Here is a 14,542-nt window from a genome sequence, read left to right on the forward strand (position 1 = left end):
CTACTTCAGTAAGTTGTCTAAGTAAGAATAAAATGCCAGAGTCTCCTATCTTAGTGCTGATGAGTTAGCGCTGTCATTTTTGGCATTTAAAAAAAGCGTCGGTATTGAGAAGCGGCGTGGGTTTGTTCTGCAGTAGTTCTCTTTTGGTTTTTTTCGAATAAGAACAACATCAGAAGTCTCAGCTCTAAACAACAAACCACGACCTATAAAGAGAATGAGAAAAACTTTTATATAAAATTTAGCATATCAAATCACTGCTACTTCTGAATGTTTTAATAGTTTACGGTAATAACTAACTATTGCTAATTATCTAAACCAAAAACATGAAAATTCAAAAAGTACTGGTGGCCAATCGTGGGGAGATTGCAATCCGAATTTTTAGGGCGTGCACTGAAATAGGAATTAGAACCGTAGGAATTTTCACTTTCGAAGATCGATACTCCCTTCACCGTTACAAAGCAGATGAATCTTACCAAATCGGGCCTGATAAGGAGCCTTTAAAACCTTATTTGGACATAGATGCGATTATTAATCTCGCCAAACAGGTAGGTGCAGATGCAATTCATCCGGGTTACGGATTTCTTTCAGAAAACGCCAGGTTTGCCCAGGCATGTAAGGACAACGATATTATTTTTATCGGTCCCGAGGTTTCGGTTTTAAAAAGTTTAGGCGATAAAGTTACCGCAAAAACTGTAGCGGTTAAAAATAATGTTCCGGTCATTGAGAGCAATGAAAAAAAACTGGAAAGCCTTGAAATAGCCATAGAAGAGGCAAAGCGAATAGGCTATCCCATTATGCTGAAAGCTGCTAGTGGTGGCGGTGGAAGAGGCATGCGAGTACTACGGAAGGAATCTGAATTAAAAAAAGCTTTTTCAGAATCCAAACGGGAGGCTCTTAATGCCTTTGGGGATGATACCGTCTTTATCGAAAAATTCATTGAAAATCCCAAACATATAGAAATACAGATTGTAGGGGATAATCACGGGAATATGGTGCATCTTTTTGAACGAGACTGTTCTGTGCAGCGTCGTTATCAAAAAGTAATCGAGTTTGCACCTTCTTATAACCTAGATCAAACTACCAAAGAGAAACTCTATGAATATGCCGTCAATATTTGTAAGGCGGTTAATTATAATAATATTGGTACGGTAGAATTCCTGGTAGACCATGATGGCAGTATTTACTTTATAGAAGTAAACCCAAGGATTCAGGTGGAACATACTGTTACCGAAGTGGTAACCGGGATAGACCTGGTAAAAACTCAGCTATTTGTTGCCGGGGGATATAAATTAAGCGACCAGCAAATTAAAATTAAGGACCAGGCTTCCCTGCACACTAACGGGTTTGCGCTTCAATGTAGAATCACAACCGAAGATCCCGGGAACGATTTCCAACCCGATTATGGTACGATCACTACCTACAGAAGTGCATCTGGATTTGGAATTAGGTTGGATGCCGGGAGTTTGTACCAGGGTGTGACCATTTCTCCATTTTTCGACTCCATGCTTGTCAAAGTTTCCGCAAGCGGCAGGACCCTGGACGGTGCCTGTCGCAAAATGCGCCGTGCTCTGGCGGAATTTAGAATTCGAGGGGTAAAAACCAATATTCCGTTTTTAGATAACATTCTTCAGCATGAGAAATTCAGGGATGGTAGTGTGACCGTAAATTTTATCGCTAATAATCCAGAACTTTTTAAGCTAAAGCAAACCCGTAACCGCGCTACCCGAATGGTGGAATTCTTAGGTGATGTGGTAGTTAATGGTAATGCTGATGTCAAGGATATAACCGAAAAACCAAAACTTATAAAAGCCGAGGTTCCCGCCTTTGATCCGCACTCGGTCTATCCAAAAGGGACAAAAGACCTACTGAGCGAACTCGGCCCGGAAAAATTTGCTCAGTGGTTGAAAGAGGAGAAGAAAATTCATTTTACCGATACTACTTTTCGGGATGCACATCAAAGTTTGCTGGCCACCAGGATGCGCAGTATAGATATGTTGAAGGTAGCCCAGGGTTACGCTAAAAACAATCCTGAAATCTTTAGTATGGAAGTATGGGGTGGGGCCACTTTTGATGTGTGTCTTAGGTTTTTAAAGGAGAACCCGTGGGAACGTCTTCAATTGCTTAGGAAAGCCATGCCCAATATTTTATTGCAGATGCTAATGCGCGGTTCTAACGGGGTAGGGTATACAGCCTATCCCGATAATTTGATCGAAAAATTTGTTGCCCAAGCCTGGGAAAATGGGGTAGATGTTTTCAGAATTTTTGATTCTTTAAACTGGATGAAATCTATCGCGCCCTGTATTGAATATGTACGCAAAAATACTGCTGGTCTGGCCGAAGCTTCCATTTGCTATACCGGCGATTTACTGGATAAAAACAGCAAATATAATTTAGAATATTATCTTCAGTTGGCCAAGGAGATCGAAAATGCCGGGGCGCATATTTTAGCGATAAAAGATATGGCCGGTCTATTAAAACCTTATGCTGCCAGTGAGTTGATCTCAGCATTAAAGGCCGAGATCAATATTCCTGTACATTTACATACCCACGATACTTCTTCAATACAATCGGCAACCTATTTAAAAGCTATTGAAGCCGGGGTCGATGTGGTTGATGTAGCCCTGGGAGGTCTTTCCGGACTTACCTCACAACCTAATTTCAATTCTCTGGTGGAAATGACTAACTCCGGCCAGCGGAAAGCTGATTTCAATATGGAAAAGCTGAACCAGTATTCGCATTATTGGGAAGCAGTAAGAAAATATTACTTTCCCTTTGAAAGTGGACTTAAAGCGGGAACTGCCGATGTATACCAGCACGAGATCCCCGGCGGCCAGTATTCTAATCTAAAACCCCAGGCAGAGTCTTTAGGCTTGGCCTCCAGATTTCACGAAATCACCACCATGTATTCAAAGGTGAATCAACTTTTTGGTGATATTATAAAAGTGACACCAAGTAGTAAGGTAGTGGGGGATATGGCCCAATACCTGGTGAGCAATAACCTGAGTATAGAAGATGTGATGGAAAAAGGTGAAAACCTATCTTTTCCCCAGTCGGTCGTGAATTTCTTTAAAGGTGATCTTGGGCAGCCCCACGGTGGTTTTCCACCGCAGGTCCAGCAGATCATTTTAAAAGGACAAAAACCCTATACCGATAGGCCTAATGCTCATTTGGAGCCTATAGATTTTGAAAAGGAATTTAAAGAATTCTGCGATATTTTTAGTGAAGGAATGGGACGAAAACTGGAAATGACCGATTTTCTTTCTTATAAATTATATCCAAAAGTTTTTACAGAATATTTTAATCATTACAGGAAGTTTGGGGAGGTAATGAATATACCGACTCCTAATTTTTTCTACGGTATGCATCCCGGAGAGGAGATCACAGTGGAAATGGATAAAGGTAAAACCCTGCTTATTGAATTCTTATCGGTTGGAACCCCAGATGAAGATGGACTTGTAGATGCATTCTTTAAAGTAAACGGACAAACCAGAACCGTAAAAATTCAGGATAAGTCGATTAAGGTAGATAAGGTGGTTCATCAAAAGATCGATAAATCTAACGAAAAGCAAGTCGGAGCGCCTATCCAGGGTTCTATTTCTTCAATTTTAGTCGAAAAAGGTCAGAAAATTAAAAAGAACGAACCATTATTTGTGATTGAAGCTATGAAAATGGAAACCACGATAACCGCCAATAAAGACGGAGAAATTGATGAAATAATTCATAATGAAAACACCATGGTTTTCGCCAATGACCTAGTTATAAAACTCAAATAACCTCAATAGACTAATTAGAAATAAGAAGCAGAAACATGTTCCACCACACGCATCCCTATGAACCATATATTCCGGAAAATGCTACAAAATTAATCGTGGGTACCCTTCCGCCCCCGCGATTTACCAAAGGCCAGTTCAAGGAAGGCGATGTAGATTTTTGCTACGGAAGCCGGGACGGACTTTTATGGATAGTACTGGACACTATCTTTGAGCTGGACCTCAAATTTGAAACCAGCCAGGAGGCCATCAGGCAGCGTAAAAATTTTCTTAAGCAACGGGGGATAGGTATCTGCGATATGGTAGAAAGCAGCAGACGCGAAAAAGTAGATGCTTCAGATCTTGGAATGCAGGAAGTGGAGCTGCGAAATATGATTGGAATTTTAAAAGAAAATCCGAAAATTGAAACCCTGCTTTTTACCGGTGGAAATTCTAAAAATGGACCTGAATATTTCTTTAGGAGACACTTAAAAAAGATAGGTAGTGATATTCGCTTGAAAGTGATTTCTAATGAAGTGCCCAGGGTACATCAGTTTATCCTGGATGGTCGACTTATAAAAACGGTTTCTTTAACCGCTCCCTCCGGCTCTGCTAACCGGGCCATTGGGAGTATGGAGCTCTACAAGCAGCTTAAACAAAAGGATAAAGCTTTTAATACCATCGATTTCAGGGTGATGCAGTATAAGGAGTGGTTTTGATTTTTTTATAGCACCCCTGCGTAATCAGCTGCTACTAGTAATTCAGCAAATTCGCCGTACGGGGCGCCATAAAGTCGATCTTTACTTTCCACATTCAAAGCATTTTATCAATGCCGGGCTGATTTCGAGGTCTTCGGAACCTTTTAGAGGTTCGCTTAGCTTTTCTTTTTCTGTGATAATGCGATGGAATTCTTTTGCATACGCTACTAAATCTTCTCTTCGGGAGCTTATTTTTTTAGCGATTTCTTCTCCGTGTAAATCTTTGATTTCTTTTGGCCATACTTCTAATGCATCGGTAATAGCTTCATCGCTCATTAATTCCTGTAGCTTTTTTGCCTCCTTAATAAATAGTTCAACCGAAGTATCATTAAGGAAATAAACATCGTTAGGATAAACCAGGCCTGGCATATAATCGATGTCCTTCTCAAAAGACCTTACTTTAGGCTGGATATTCTTATTCGAGATTATCCCCGGAATTATTCCCTCTAAATTAAAGAAGGCATTATCGCGATCACCTGCCACGGGAATAGCCTTCAACTTATCACCCTTTTTTTGAAGCACCCAGCCCCACTGCTTGGCGTGGCGGTCCCAGTCACCAATAAGCATATCAAATAATCTCGCTCTTATGAAGGCACCCTTATCTATAGAGATCTTTTTAGGGTGTTCTTGCTTTGCTTTCTGCAGGTTTTTGGTATCAACGATCTCTTTTACTTTTTCATAGTGAGACCAGTTTTTTTTACCTTCGGTTTCATATTCCAGCAGAAATAAGCGATTGCCATATTTTTCGTTGTATTGCGCTCCAAGAACATCCTGTTTTGGGATAAAAACAACTTTAGGATTTGTATGCAGGATGCCGGCTTTTTCTGAAAGAGAAGCAGCAAGAAGAGCGCCGTAAGGATGCGAAGCTGAAATGGCGTCTATAACAATGTTTTCCAGACCAAGGCTTTGGGCAATTTCAGGTACGTGGGTAGAAGGATCCTTATTAACACTGCGCAGGGAGTATAAAAAGCCCGCTTTATCCTTTAACCGCAGGGAGTGGGTTTGTGTACCCCCGCCTTCTTCAACGATCTCCATCCCCCCGTATAGGGAATCCAGAAATAGCACTGGGACGTTCACCGGTGTAGTCCAGGCTGCCCGGTAATTTTCTCCCTGCATAAGGTTTTTAAGGCCATTGGATTCATATAAGTTACTGGCTTTTACCACAACCGAGTCCTGTTCCCTGAAATTTATGTCTTCCAGATCTTTAAAACCCTGGATACTTGCGGTATCAAACTCTTTATCGGTCGAGGAAACGGAAATATAGGTAAGGCCGATAAAGACGATGATAAAAATTAAAATAAGCCAAAACAGCTTTTTCATATGCTATGATTTTATTTCGGTTTAAAAATACATTTTTAGAAATACATCCGGGAAGAAAAATTGATTTTGCCTGTGTAAGGTTTAACCTGAAATTAATTTAGATTCAACCCAGTCTTCTTTATGGAGATCCCGGGAAATGGCTATGATCTCAAGTCCCTCGATCTTATATCGTCGAAATAGTTCTTTTAGTTCTTTGTTTTGCAATTTGCTAGGATTGCAGGTAGTGGCCCAAAATTGCAGGAGGGTAGCTTTTCCCAAAGGTTCGGAAAATTTGACCTGTTTTCCGTTAGGTGCAGTCGGTGTATTTTTCTCCTTTCTGGGGATGTCCTACTTATTTGAAAATTTAAGGATGCGTTTATCTAAAGAACTTTCCTGGATTTCTTTTGAGCCCCCAGAAAGCTTATAAAGCATCCGGATATTTTTCTATAAACCTTTCTTGCTGCTGTCTGAGTTTTTCCTCGTTGATTTTTTCAATATTCTCATAAATGGCTTTTACTTCATCTACCAATTCCTGGGAGATGGCACCGGAAATTTCTGCTTTTTCAAAAACACTATGGTTCCCATTTAAATACATAGGTCTATTCTGCAATCATAATTCTTCGGTCCTGGTATTCAGCAAAACCAAAAGCCGTGAGTCAGCAAAACTGTTTTCAAACTGGGTGGAATCCAGCGTAGTGCCGTTTACCAAACCGTGTAAATTACAATTTAAAATCCCAACCCATAAATACATCTTTACCTATTTAGAGGTTTTATTTAAACAAAATAGGAATTAAGAAATAGGAGGTAGGCTGAAGTTTTAATTTTAGAGAGAAACCTGTAAAAACAAATAATATGAATTCCCAGAAATTAACCTGTATAGAATTTTTTTATCCCTTGTCAAAACTTAAATCGGCCAGTGAGCACACAAGGGACTTACCGGCGAGAAGTCCGGATAGGAAATCTATCTCGCCGAGTTTAGAAATTAAAACTCAATTCTAAAGCGGTAATAAAAGCCAACATCTAGTAATCGGACCAGCATCATCTTTATAGGCTGTTCGTCCAGGCCTCTAATGCAGCTTTAAGGGCGAAATCAAGCAAAATTACCAACATTAGCGAAGTGAATATAATTCCTATTAATTTTAAAATATTTATCTGATCTTTCATGGTTAAATTTTTTGGAGTATAAAAGCACATTGAAAATTGCTTCCCGGATGAAATCTGTGTGATTTATAGAAGCGCCTAATGTTAAAGAAATTAGGAGTTTTATACTCGATTCTAATAAAACTAACTGTAAATATAAGGAATTTTATTGTTTTTTGCCAAATATAACCGTAAATGAAATGTTTTTAGGAGGAAATTGCTTAAAAGATGATAAGCCTTTTAAATTTTTGACAACCCCATTTCTGAAAATTTAAACAGGATTTTTTCGATGGATAACATTGTATAAGTTATGTTGGTATATGCTTGTGCTTTTGTTTTTTCTATAATATTTAAATATTAATAGAATCAAAATGGCCTGAAAGACAAGAGAGAAAATAGAGGCTTCAAACCCAAATTTCCCGCCATTAAAAATATTTTCCTGTTCAATTCTAAATTCTATGATCGAATAAAACTGCCTGCCACTTACGTTAAATCCAAAATAGGTTTGGAATAAGTTCCAGCTAAAGTGAAGGGCAATAGGAAACCATAAGTTCCTGGTGTAAATATAGGAGAGTCCAAGTAAAATTCCTGCAAAGAATAAACCGGTAAGAGCTATCCAGTTAAGATTCGGATTAAAACCGTGGGCCAGGGCAAAGATTACAGACGAAATGAAAAGGGCTACGTAATTATTGAAACTATACATTAAGTTGCGTTGTATATACCCTCTAAATAGGATTTCTTCTCCTAAACTGACAGCGAGAAATACACCTATGGACAAAAGAATTTCATTCCATTTTAAGTTTAGGTTTTGAAAATTGATTTCATCCAGGATAATTAATGAAAAATAACCGATGCTCATTACCATCAGACCAATCGCAGTGCCCAAAATTATATCTGGACCCCGCTTTTTGAGCTCCAGACCAAGTTCCATAAAGGGTCTTTTATCAACAAATCTCATAAAAAGATAAAGGATAAGTAGGGTTGCCGATAGGGTAGCCATGGCTACCAGAAATGACTGTAAACTGGTTTTCTGTATTTCTTCTTCAAAAGGTATTCCCGCCAGGGCATGGGCCGCAATTTGAAAAACACCCCCTACAATTAAATAGGGAATGATAAGAAGCAATACTCTTATCCAACCCATTAGTTTATCGTTTTTTTCCATTGTTTATAATTTGTATTACTCAGGTTTGTCCATATTTTATTTCAAATGCGTATAGCCGCTCGGTAAGTCTGTATAAGGAATCATTTTCGATTAAATCTTTGACAATCTTAATTTTTCTGTGGTTAGGTTCAAGGATACAACTGCTTTTAAACTTCCGGATTGCCTTAAGTTCCCTAAGCTTTAGACTCCTAGGAAAAAGGGATTTTTTTGTGATGGTATACTTATTAATAACCAGGTATTGATAGTTATTTTTGTAATACCAGGAGGAAATTTGGAGTAAGCCAAATAAAATCCAGATATAGTAAATTACGGAAGTAGGATCTAAACGTGCAATAACAATTCCCATTGCCAGTATTGATATACCTGAAATTAACTGGTATTTAAGCTTTCTTTTTTGGTAATAAATGATCACGTTAGTGGTTCTGTTCATTTGAATTGCGAATGATAGAAAACTCCTCTACCATGACCAGCAAATCCCAGGATTCGGTTTCTGCAGTTTTCAAAGACTTGTTTCTTGGCTTAAAGCATTTTGATCAGGTAATCCGGAAAACCAAATGGATTAAGGATGTGCATATAAATCCAGGAAATTTTAAAAATAATTTTAAGGTTGCAGGTAGCTATTAGATGCCTAATAGTCCTTGCTTAAAATGTTCCCAATCAGATAGAATGTTCCCCAGGATTACAAAGGTTATCACTAAAATAAAAAGAGTAGTTTTTGAGATACCTTGAGTTTTCTGTTGTTTCATAACCAGTTTTCAAAATAAGTGTGAAAGATAGGAAACTCTTGCATAAATCTTTTAAAATAATAATATGCATTCTGAAAATCAATTAAATTTGAATTCTAGATGGCGGTGCCAGAGTTTACCGTCGTGCTTGAAAAGGACAAGCTCATTGGCGTAGAAAGCAGCTTTAAATTCTCGCTTTTTAAAATCCTCCCAGGCCCCCGGGAATTCTTTATAGGAAAGGTCTCTACTGGCCAGGGTAATATGGGGATGAATTTTAGAAAAGCTTTCGTGTTTTTTTAAATTGAAATTTTTATTTAAAATTGCTTGTAACTCAGCGTGCAGCTCAGTAATTTCATTATGGCGTAGAATATTTACAAAAATCACCTTATGTGTAAACCTGCCAAAATCTTTTAATTCCACCTGGAAGCTTTCCTGCTTTTTCGCAAAATTATTTAATACTTCAATTATTCTTTCTTCTTGGTTTTGGGAAAGTTTAAAAGGGATTTGAAGCGTAATATGCGCCGGAAGTTTCAATGCATGTTTGGCTTCATACTTTTGGGCAATTTCCAGTTTTAACAATTTTATCTGCTCACAAATTTCTTGTGACGGGATTATCGCAAGAAAATAAAGTGGCATTTAGCAATGATTTAAAATTGTTCAGTTTTCTAAAAATAACAGTATAGCCAGAAAAAGCCTTTAAAAATGCTTAGCTTTTACTCTAAGGTGACCTGCTGGAAATCTATAACTTTCTGATGTCTGAGTAAATCTTCAAAAGTTTCGCGTTCCCTAATTAAATGTGCCTTCCCATTATAATATAAAACTTCCGCGGGCCGGTAGCGAGAATTAAAATTGCTGGCCATAGAAAAAGAATAGGCTCCGGCATTGCTAAAGGCCAGGATATCCCCTTCGGTAATTTCGGCAATCCTGCGGTTGTTGGCAAAAGTATCGGTTTCGCAAATATAGCCGACCACTGAGTAAAACCTGAATTTTCCTTCTGGGTTGGAAACATTCTTTATATCGTGATGAGACCCGTAAAACATCGGGCGAATCAAATGGTTAAATCCCGTATCAATCCCGGCGAAAACCGTAGAGGTCGTTTGTTTGATCACGTTGACTTTAGCCAGGAATTTACCGGCTTCGCTTACCAGGAATTTTCCTGGTTCAAAAACAAGGGTGAGTTCGCGACCGTATTCTTTGCAGAAAACCTTGAATCGTTCGGTTAGTTTTTCACCCAGTTCTTCTATATCAGTTTCAATATCATTTTCACGATAAGGTACTTTAAATCCACTACCGAAATCCAGAAATTCCAGGTTTTTAAAATTCTTAGCAGCATCAAATAGAATTTCGGATGCCCGCAGGAAAACTTCAATATCAAGAATATCGCTTCCGGTATGCATATGGATGCCGTTTATATTCATTCCGGTATTTTCAACAATGCGCAGTAAAAGAGGCATCTGGTGAATGGAAATTCCAAATTTTGAATCTACATGGCCCACTGAGATTTTAGAATTTCCTCCAGCCAGGATATGCGGATTGATACGAATACAAACCGGAACATCAGGATGCTTGGCGCCAAACTGCTCCAAAATAGAAAGATTGTCAATATTGATCTGGACGCCCAAACGTACCACTTGCTCGATTTCCTCTAAAGAAACGCCGTTGGGAGTATAAATAATATCCTTTGGCGGGACTCCGGCTTCCAGAGAAAGTTTTACCTCCTGAACTGATACGGTGTCCATTCCACTACCTAAAGAATTCAAATATTTCAGGATAGAAATGTTTGAAAGTGCTTTTACCGCGTAGTGAATACGCAGATCTTTAACCTGGGAAAATGCCTTTTTTAGTCGGTTAAATTGGAAAGCTATCTTATCGGCATCATAAACATATACAGGGCTGCCAAATTCTTTGGCAATGTCAAGCAGATCTTGATTGGTCATAACAGATGAAAAATTTAAGTGGCAAAAAACAGGAGAAATTTCTACTCCCACAAGTGCAAGTCTCAAAAATAACGAATTCCTGGATATTGTTAATATTAAAGAAGATACTTTAACTAGCGGTTGCCAGGGCAGTTTCTTTTCGTTTTCTTATAAGAATAATTGCCAGGGCAATAAATACCCCTAAGCCTGCCATAACGGCTCCTACTAAAGAGGCCGATGTAAAGCTATAGCCAAAAGCAATAGGTAATCCCGCAAAATATGCCCCTGAGGCATTCCCCATATTAAAGGCGCTTTGATTCATCGATGAACCCAGGCTTTCTGAGCCTTTCGCTGAATTGATCATCACCATTTGAATTGGGGTGGAGAGACAAAAAGCTATCGTTGCAATTAAAAAGGTCATAATCAGGATCGCAATTTGATTTTCGGCTACATAGGCATTGGTAATTAAGGCAAAAACCATAAGGATCATACTCATAATTACAGCATAGATAGGAGAGAATTTTTCGGCCAGTTTAGCACCGATAAGATTACCGATGACCATCCCTATGCCAGCAAGAATCATAACATAACTCACAAAGCTTTCCGGGTGACCAGCAACTTTGGTAATTAATGGTGCTATATAGCTATACCATGCAAAAAATCCAGCGGTACCAATGGTGGTTAGCAAGACAACCATCCAAAGTTCCCCGCGTTTTAGGACGTTAAGATCTTTCCTGATTCCTTCAGAAGAAGATTTTGGCAGTTCCGGCATCCAGAATTTTATGCTGGCCATGGCCAGTAATCCTATTACACCAACTAGCATAAAAGAAACGTTCCAACTATAATTATGCCCTAAATAGGTTCCCAGGGGTACTCCAAAAACATTGGCCAGGGTAAGTCCAGTAAACATAATGGCAATGGCCTGGGCGGATTTCCCTGGTTTGGCTAGTTGGCCAGCAACCACAGCGCCAATTCCGAAGAAAGCTCCGTGGGGTAAACCTGATAAAAAACGAGATACCAGTAATAACTCATAAGAATTGGCAAAGGCTGAAAGCGAATTAAAAACCGTAAACCAAACCATTAGTAGAAGCAGGGTTTTATGAGCGGGCCATTTTCCTCCAAAAGCGGTAAGCAAGGGTGCACCAACTACGACCCCTAAGGCATAGGCCGAAATAAAATGTCCCGCCTGGGGGATGCTGATATCCAAAGCTGAGGCAACATCTGGAAGAATACCCATAATTACGAATTCGGTCATTCCGATTCCAAAACCTCCAATGGCCAGTGCGATAAGTGCTTTATTCATTTTTTAAGTGCATTTTTACCCAGGGGGTAAAATTAAAGGGGATAATTCTAATAATACAGTTTTTGGTTAAAAATCTACGATAAGCTTATAGTAATGAAATCGCAGTAATAGCGGGGATTTTAAAAATTTGTAATCCTTAATAAAATGCTAAAATTTTTTGTGGCTTAAGATTATAGCAGGGCTGGGGATATCCTAAAAAAGATTGGTACAATAGCTATACATTTGTTACTTTTGCTATCCTTAATAAATACTGAAGAAATAGCTGATTATGAACATACACGAATATCAAGGAAAAGAGATTTTAAGCAGTTTTGGCGTACGCATTCAACGCGGATTAGTTGCGCATAATGCAAAAGAGGCCGTAGATGCTGCCAAAGAACTAACCGAACAAACAGGTACCGGATGGCACGTAATTAAGGCCCAGGTTCACGCAGGTGGACGTGGAAAAGGTGGCGGTGTTAAGCTGGCTAAAAATTTAAAGGAGGTAGAAGAGGTTGCAGGAAATATTATCGGGATGAACCTGGTAACTCCACAAACTTCCGCCGAAGGTAAGAAAGTCCACCAGGTATTGATAGCCGAAGATGTTTATTATCCAGGCGATAACGAGCCTGAAGAGTACTATATGTCTGTATTGCTAAACCGTGCAACCGGACGTAATATGATCATGTATTCTACTGAAGGAGGTATGGATATTGAAAGCGTGGCTGAAGAAACTCCGCATTTAATCTTTACAGAAGAAATTGACCCTGCAACGGGAATCATGCCGTTCCAGGCCAGAAGAATAGCTTTCAATCTGAAACTTAGCGGGACTGCCTTTAAAGAAATGACAAAATTTGTAATGTCGCTGTATAAGGCTTTCGAAAAATCTGATTCTTCACTTTTCGAGATCAACCCGGTTTTAAAAACCAGTGATGATAAAATACTTGCGGTAGATGCCAAAGTAACCCTTGACGACAATGCACTTTTCCGTCATAAAGACTACGCTGAAATGCGTGATATTCGTGAAGAAAATCAAACTGAAGTTGAAGCCAGAGAAGTTGGACTAAACTATGTTGACCTGGACGGAAACGTAGGTTGTATGGTAAATGGAGCAGGACTTGCTATGGCAACAATGGACCTTATTAAGCAAGCAGGGGGTGAACCGGCTAACTTCCTTGATGTTGGTGGTACCGCCGATGCAAAACGAGTAGAAGAAGCTTTCCGCTTGATTTTAAAAGATGAAAATGTAGAAGCAATACTGGTAAATATTTTTGGTGGAATTGTTCGTTGTGACCGTGTGGCCCAGGGAATTGTGGATGCCTACAAGAATCTTGGAGACGCTATAAACGTTCCAATTATTGTCCGTCTACAGGGAACCAATGCGGATATCGCTAAACAATTAATAGACGATAGCGGATTTAAAATTCATTCAGCAGTTCAGTTCCAGGAAGCTGCAGATAAAGTACAGGAAGTACTTAAAAAATAAAATCACAGGAATTTATTCCTTTGAGGTTACAACTGTCTAAGGTTTGATCTAGACTGTTTGAAAAGTTATGAATATCGTTTTGCTGGATTGTTTCAGCTTGACCAAAAAGAAAGCTCTTCAAACAGTTCCCTATCAAATTTTAGGCAGTTTTTTTGTGCGCTACTGTAACAGTTTCATTAGTAGGAGGGTCTCTTGGTTATAAACCAATTAAATCATTCCTTATGAATAAGTTAGTAGTTTTTTTAGGCATCTTCTACTTTGGCTTTAGCAGTTTTGCTATGGCAAGGATCCATCCCGACAAGGTTTTTATTAATCAGATCTATCTTCTGCTGGAGGATCTTCCCATGGAAATTGAGGAGGAAGTCCTGGTCTGGGTAAACTTGAACATGGACCAGCAAAATTATATAAAAGTGAGGTCTGTCGAAACCAAGGACCCCCCTGTTGCGAAAATTAATAAAAAAACGATTACATAATAACAGGCTGGCACTTCCCATAAAAGCGGAAGGCTCTTATCTTCTGCCAATTAGGATCAGCTTATAGAAAATGATGAAGCCTTGTAATACTGGTTTTTTTAAAGGCTAGTTTGGAATAGTTAAAATTTGTTAAAATGATTTTAGGTCTGTAACAATTAGCGTTCTGAGGCGGTCTTTAAAATGTATAACCTTTAAAATTTTATTATTATGAAGAATTTAAAATTAGCATTGTTCGCTTTAGCAATTAACCTTGTAGGTCTGCTTCACGCAGCGCCAGGAAACTCACCCGATACAAGGGCTGCCTTTAATGAAGAGATTCAGCACTTACTCAAGAATATGGCAATCAGTATTGAAGAGGATGTGGTGGCCAATCTAGTGGTGAGTTTTAACCAGGAAAACGAAATCCAGGTGCTTTATGTGGGGACAGAAAATACCAAGGCGGGTAAATTGATCAAAAAACATTTGAACCATAAAAAGATCAGTACCGTATTAGACCCATCAATCAAAAAATATAAGTTACCAATAAGATTGAAATCTTAGGTATTTCCTCAA

The 14,542-nt window shown here is 38.9% G+C and carries 14 protein-coding genes; 6 read left to right on the plus strand and 8 right to left on the minus strand.

The annotated features are described in order from the left end of the window. Positions 1 to 323 precede the first annotated feature (323 nt). Together DET49_RS14825 and DET49_RS14830 are read left to right on the plus strand one after the other, a co-directional pair. Positions 324 to 3,773 carry a pyruvate carboxylase gene (locus tag DET49_RS14825; RefSeq protein WP_133549059.1) on the plus strand — a complete coding sequence of 1,150 codons (3,450 nt, stop codon included), beginning with the start codon at positions 324 to 326 and terminating at the stop codon, positions 3,771 to 3,773. Between the two features lie 35 nt (positions 3,774 to 3,808). Further along, positions 3,809 to 4,468, plus strand: coding sequence for a uracil-DNA glycosylase family protein (locus tag DET49_RS14830; RefSeq protein ID WP_133549061.1), 660 nt, complete (start codon positions 3,809 to 3,811; stop codon positions 4,466 to 4,468). An 81-nt stretch (positions 4,469 to 4,549) separates the two neighbouring features. On the opposite strand, the gene DET49_RS14835 is transcribed toward DET49_RS14830, so the two are convergent. The 5 genes from DET49_RS14835 to DET49_RS14855 form a co-directional block, all read right to left on the minus strand. Continuing rightward, on the minus strand, positions 4,550 to 5,827 hold the full coding sequence (locus tag DET49_RS14835; RefSeq protein WP_166636585.1) for a hypothetical protein: 1,278 nt from the start codon (positions 5,825 to 5,827) through the stop codon (positions 4,550 to 4,552). A gap of 81 nt (positions 5,828 to 5,908) precedes the next feature. Continuing rightward, on the minus strand, positions 5,909 to 6,151 hold the full coding sequence (locus DET49_RS14840) for a peroxiredoxin family protein (protein ID WP_133549063.1): 243 nt from the start codon (positions 6,149 to 6,151) through the stop codon (positions 5,909 to 5,911). 76 nt (positions 6,152 to 6,227) lie between these two features. Then, complete coding sequence (locus tag DET49_RS14845) at positions 6,228 to 6,416, minus strand: hypothetical protein (protein WP_133549065.1); 189 nt, start codon at positions 6,414 to 6,416, stop codon at positions 6,228 to 6,230. Positions 6,417 to 7,217: 801 nt separating this feature from the next. Next, complete coding sequence (locus tag DET49_RS14850; RefSeq protein ID WP_133549067.1) at positions 7,218 to 8,108, minus strand: CPBP family intramembrane glutamic endopeptidase; 891 nt, start codon at positions 8,106 to 8,108, stop codon at positions 7,218 to 7,220. A 19-nt stretch (positions 8,109 to 8,127) separates the two neighbouring features. Next, positions 8,128 to 8,538 carry a hypothetical protein gene (locus DET49_RS14855; RefSeq protein WP_133549069.1) on the minus strand — a complete coding sequence of 137 codons (411 nt, stop codon included), beginning with the start codon at positions 8,536 to 8,538 and terminating at the stop codon, positions 8,128 to 8,130. A 32-nt stretch (positions 8,539 to 8,570) separates the two neighbouring features. Here DET49_RS14855 and DET49_RS18515 point away from each other — a divergent pair, with 32 nt between their 5' ends. After that, a complete protein-coding gene (locus DET49_RS18515; RefSeq protein ID WP_166636587.1) occupies positions 8,571 to 8,732 on the plus strand; it encodes a hypothetical protein in 162 nt (53 codons plus the stop codon). Between the two features lie 200 nt (positions 8,733 to 8,932). On the opposite strand, the gene DET49_RS14860 is transcribed toward DET49_RS18515, so the two are convergent. The 3 genes from DET49_RS14860 to DET49_RS14870 form a co-directional block, all read right to left on the minus strand. Further along, on the minus strand, positions 8,933 to 9,469 hold the full coding sequence (locus DET49_RS14860) for a 2'-5' RNA ligase family protein (RefSeq protein WP_133549071.1): 537 nt from the start codon (positions 9,467 to 9,469) through the stop codon (positions 8,933 to 8,935). A 77-nt stretch (positions 9,470 to 9,546) separates the two neighbouring features. Further along, a complete protein-coding gene (gene lysA, locus DET49_RS14865; RefSeq protein WP_133549073.1) occupies positions 9,547 to 10,770 on the minus strand; it encodes a diaminopimelate decarboxylase in 1,224 nt (407 codons plus the stop codon). Between the two features lie 109 nt (positions 10,771 to 10,879). Beyond that, positions 10,880 to 12,052 (minus strand): MFS transporter, encoded by a 1,173-nt coding sequence (locus tag DET49_RS14870; protein ID WP_133549075.1) that lies wholly within the window; start codon positions 12,050 to 12,052, stop codon positions 10,880 to 10,882. 268 nt (positions 12,053 to 12,320) lie between these two features. Here DET49_RS14870 and sucC point away from each other — a divergent pair, with 268 nt between their 5' ends. The 3 genes from sucC (at position 12,321) to DET49_RS14885 (ending at position 14,530) form a co-directional block, all read left to right on the plus strand. After that, positions 12,321 to 13,517 carry an ADP-forming succinate--CoA ligase subunit beta gene (gene sucC / locus DET49_RS14875; protein ID WP_133549077.1) on the plus strand — a complete coding sequence of 399 codons (1,197 nt, stop codon included), beginning with the start codon at positions 12,321 to 12,323 and terminating at the stop codon, positions 13,515 to 13,517. Between the two features lie 221 nt (positions 13,518 to 13,738). Further along, a complete protein-coding gene (locus DET49_RS14880) occupies positions 13,739 to 13,990 on the plus strand; it encodes a hypothetical protein (protein WP_133549079.1) in 252 nt (83 codons plus the stop codon). A gap of 207 nt (positions 13,991 to 14,197) precedes the next feature. After that, complete coding sequence (locus DET49_RS14885) at positions 14,198 to 14,530, plus strand: hypothetical protein (protein WP_133549081.1); 333 nt, start codon at positions 14,198 to 14,200, stop codon at positions 14,528 to 14,530. The last annotated feature ends 12 nt before the right edge of the window (positions 14,531 to 14,542 follow it).

Origin of the sequence: Salegentibacter sp. 24 (genome assembly GCF_004362395.1) — a bacterium.
Taxonomy (GTDB): domain Bacteria; phylum Bacteroidota; class Bacteroidia; order Flavobacteriales; family Flavobacteriaceae; genus Salegentibacter.

Coding starts and splice junctions, on each gene's coding strand:
- DET49_RS14825 (WP_133549059.1), top strand. CDS start 324: ATGAAAATTCAAAAAGTACTGGTGGCCAATCGTGGGGAGATTGCAATC.
- DET49_RS14830 (WP_133549061.1), top strand. CDS start 3,809: ATGTTCCACCACACGCATCCCTATGAACCATATATTCCGGAAAATGCT.
- DET49_RS14835 (WP_166636585.1), bottom strand. CDS start 5,827: ATGAAAAAGCTGTTTTGGCTTATTTTAATTTTTATCATCGTCTTTATC.
- DET49_RS14850 (WP_133549067.1), bottom strand. CDS start 8,108: ATGGAAAAAAACGATAAACTAATGGGTTGGATAAGAGTATTGCTTCTT.
- DET49_RS14855 (WP_133549069.1), bottom strand. CDS start 8,538: ATGAACAGAACCACTAACGTGATCATTTATTACCAAAAAAGAAAGCTT.
- DET49_RS18515 (WP_166636587.1), top strand. CDS start 8,571: ATGACCAGCAAATCCCAGGATTCGGTTTCTGCAGTTTTCAAAGACTTG.
- DET49_RS14860 (WP_133549071.1), bottom strand. CDS start 9,469: ATGCCACTTTATTTTCTTGCGATAATCCCGTCACAAGAAATTTGTGAG.
- lysA (WP_133549073.1), bottom strand. CDS start 10,770: ATGACCAATCAAGATCTGCTTGACATTGCCAAAGAATTTGGCAGCCCT.
- DET49_RS14870 (WP_133549075.1), bottom strand. CDS start 12,052: ATGAATAAAGCACTTATCGCACTGGCCATTGGAGGTTTTGGAATCGGA.
- sucC (WP_133549077.1), top strand. CDS start 12,321: ATGAACATACACGAATATCAAGGAAAAGAGATTTTAAGCAGTTTTGGC.
- DET49_RS14880 (WP_133549079.1), top strand. CDS start 13,739: ATGAATAAGTTAGTAGTTTTTTTAGGCATCTTCTACTTTGGCTTTAGC.
- DET49_RS14885 (WP_133549081.1), top strand. CDS start 14,198: ATGAAGAATTTAAAATTAGCATTGTTCGCTTTAGCAATTAACCTTGTA.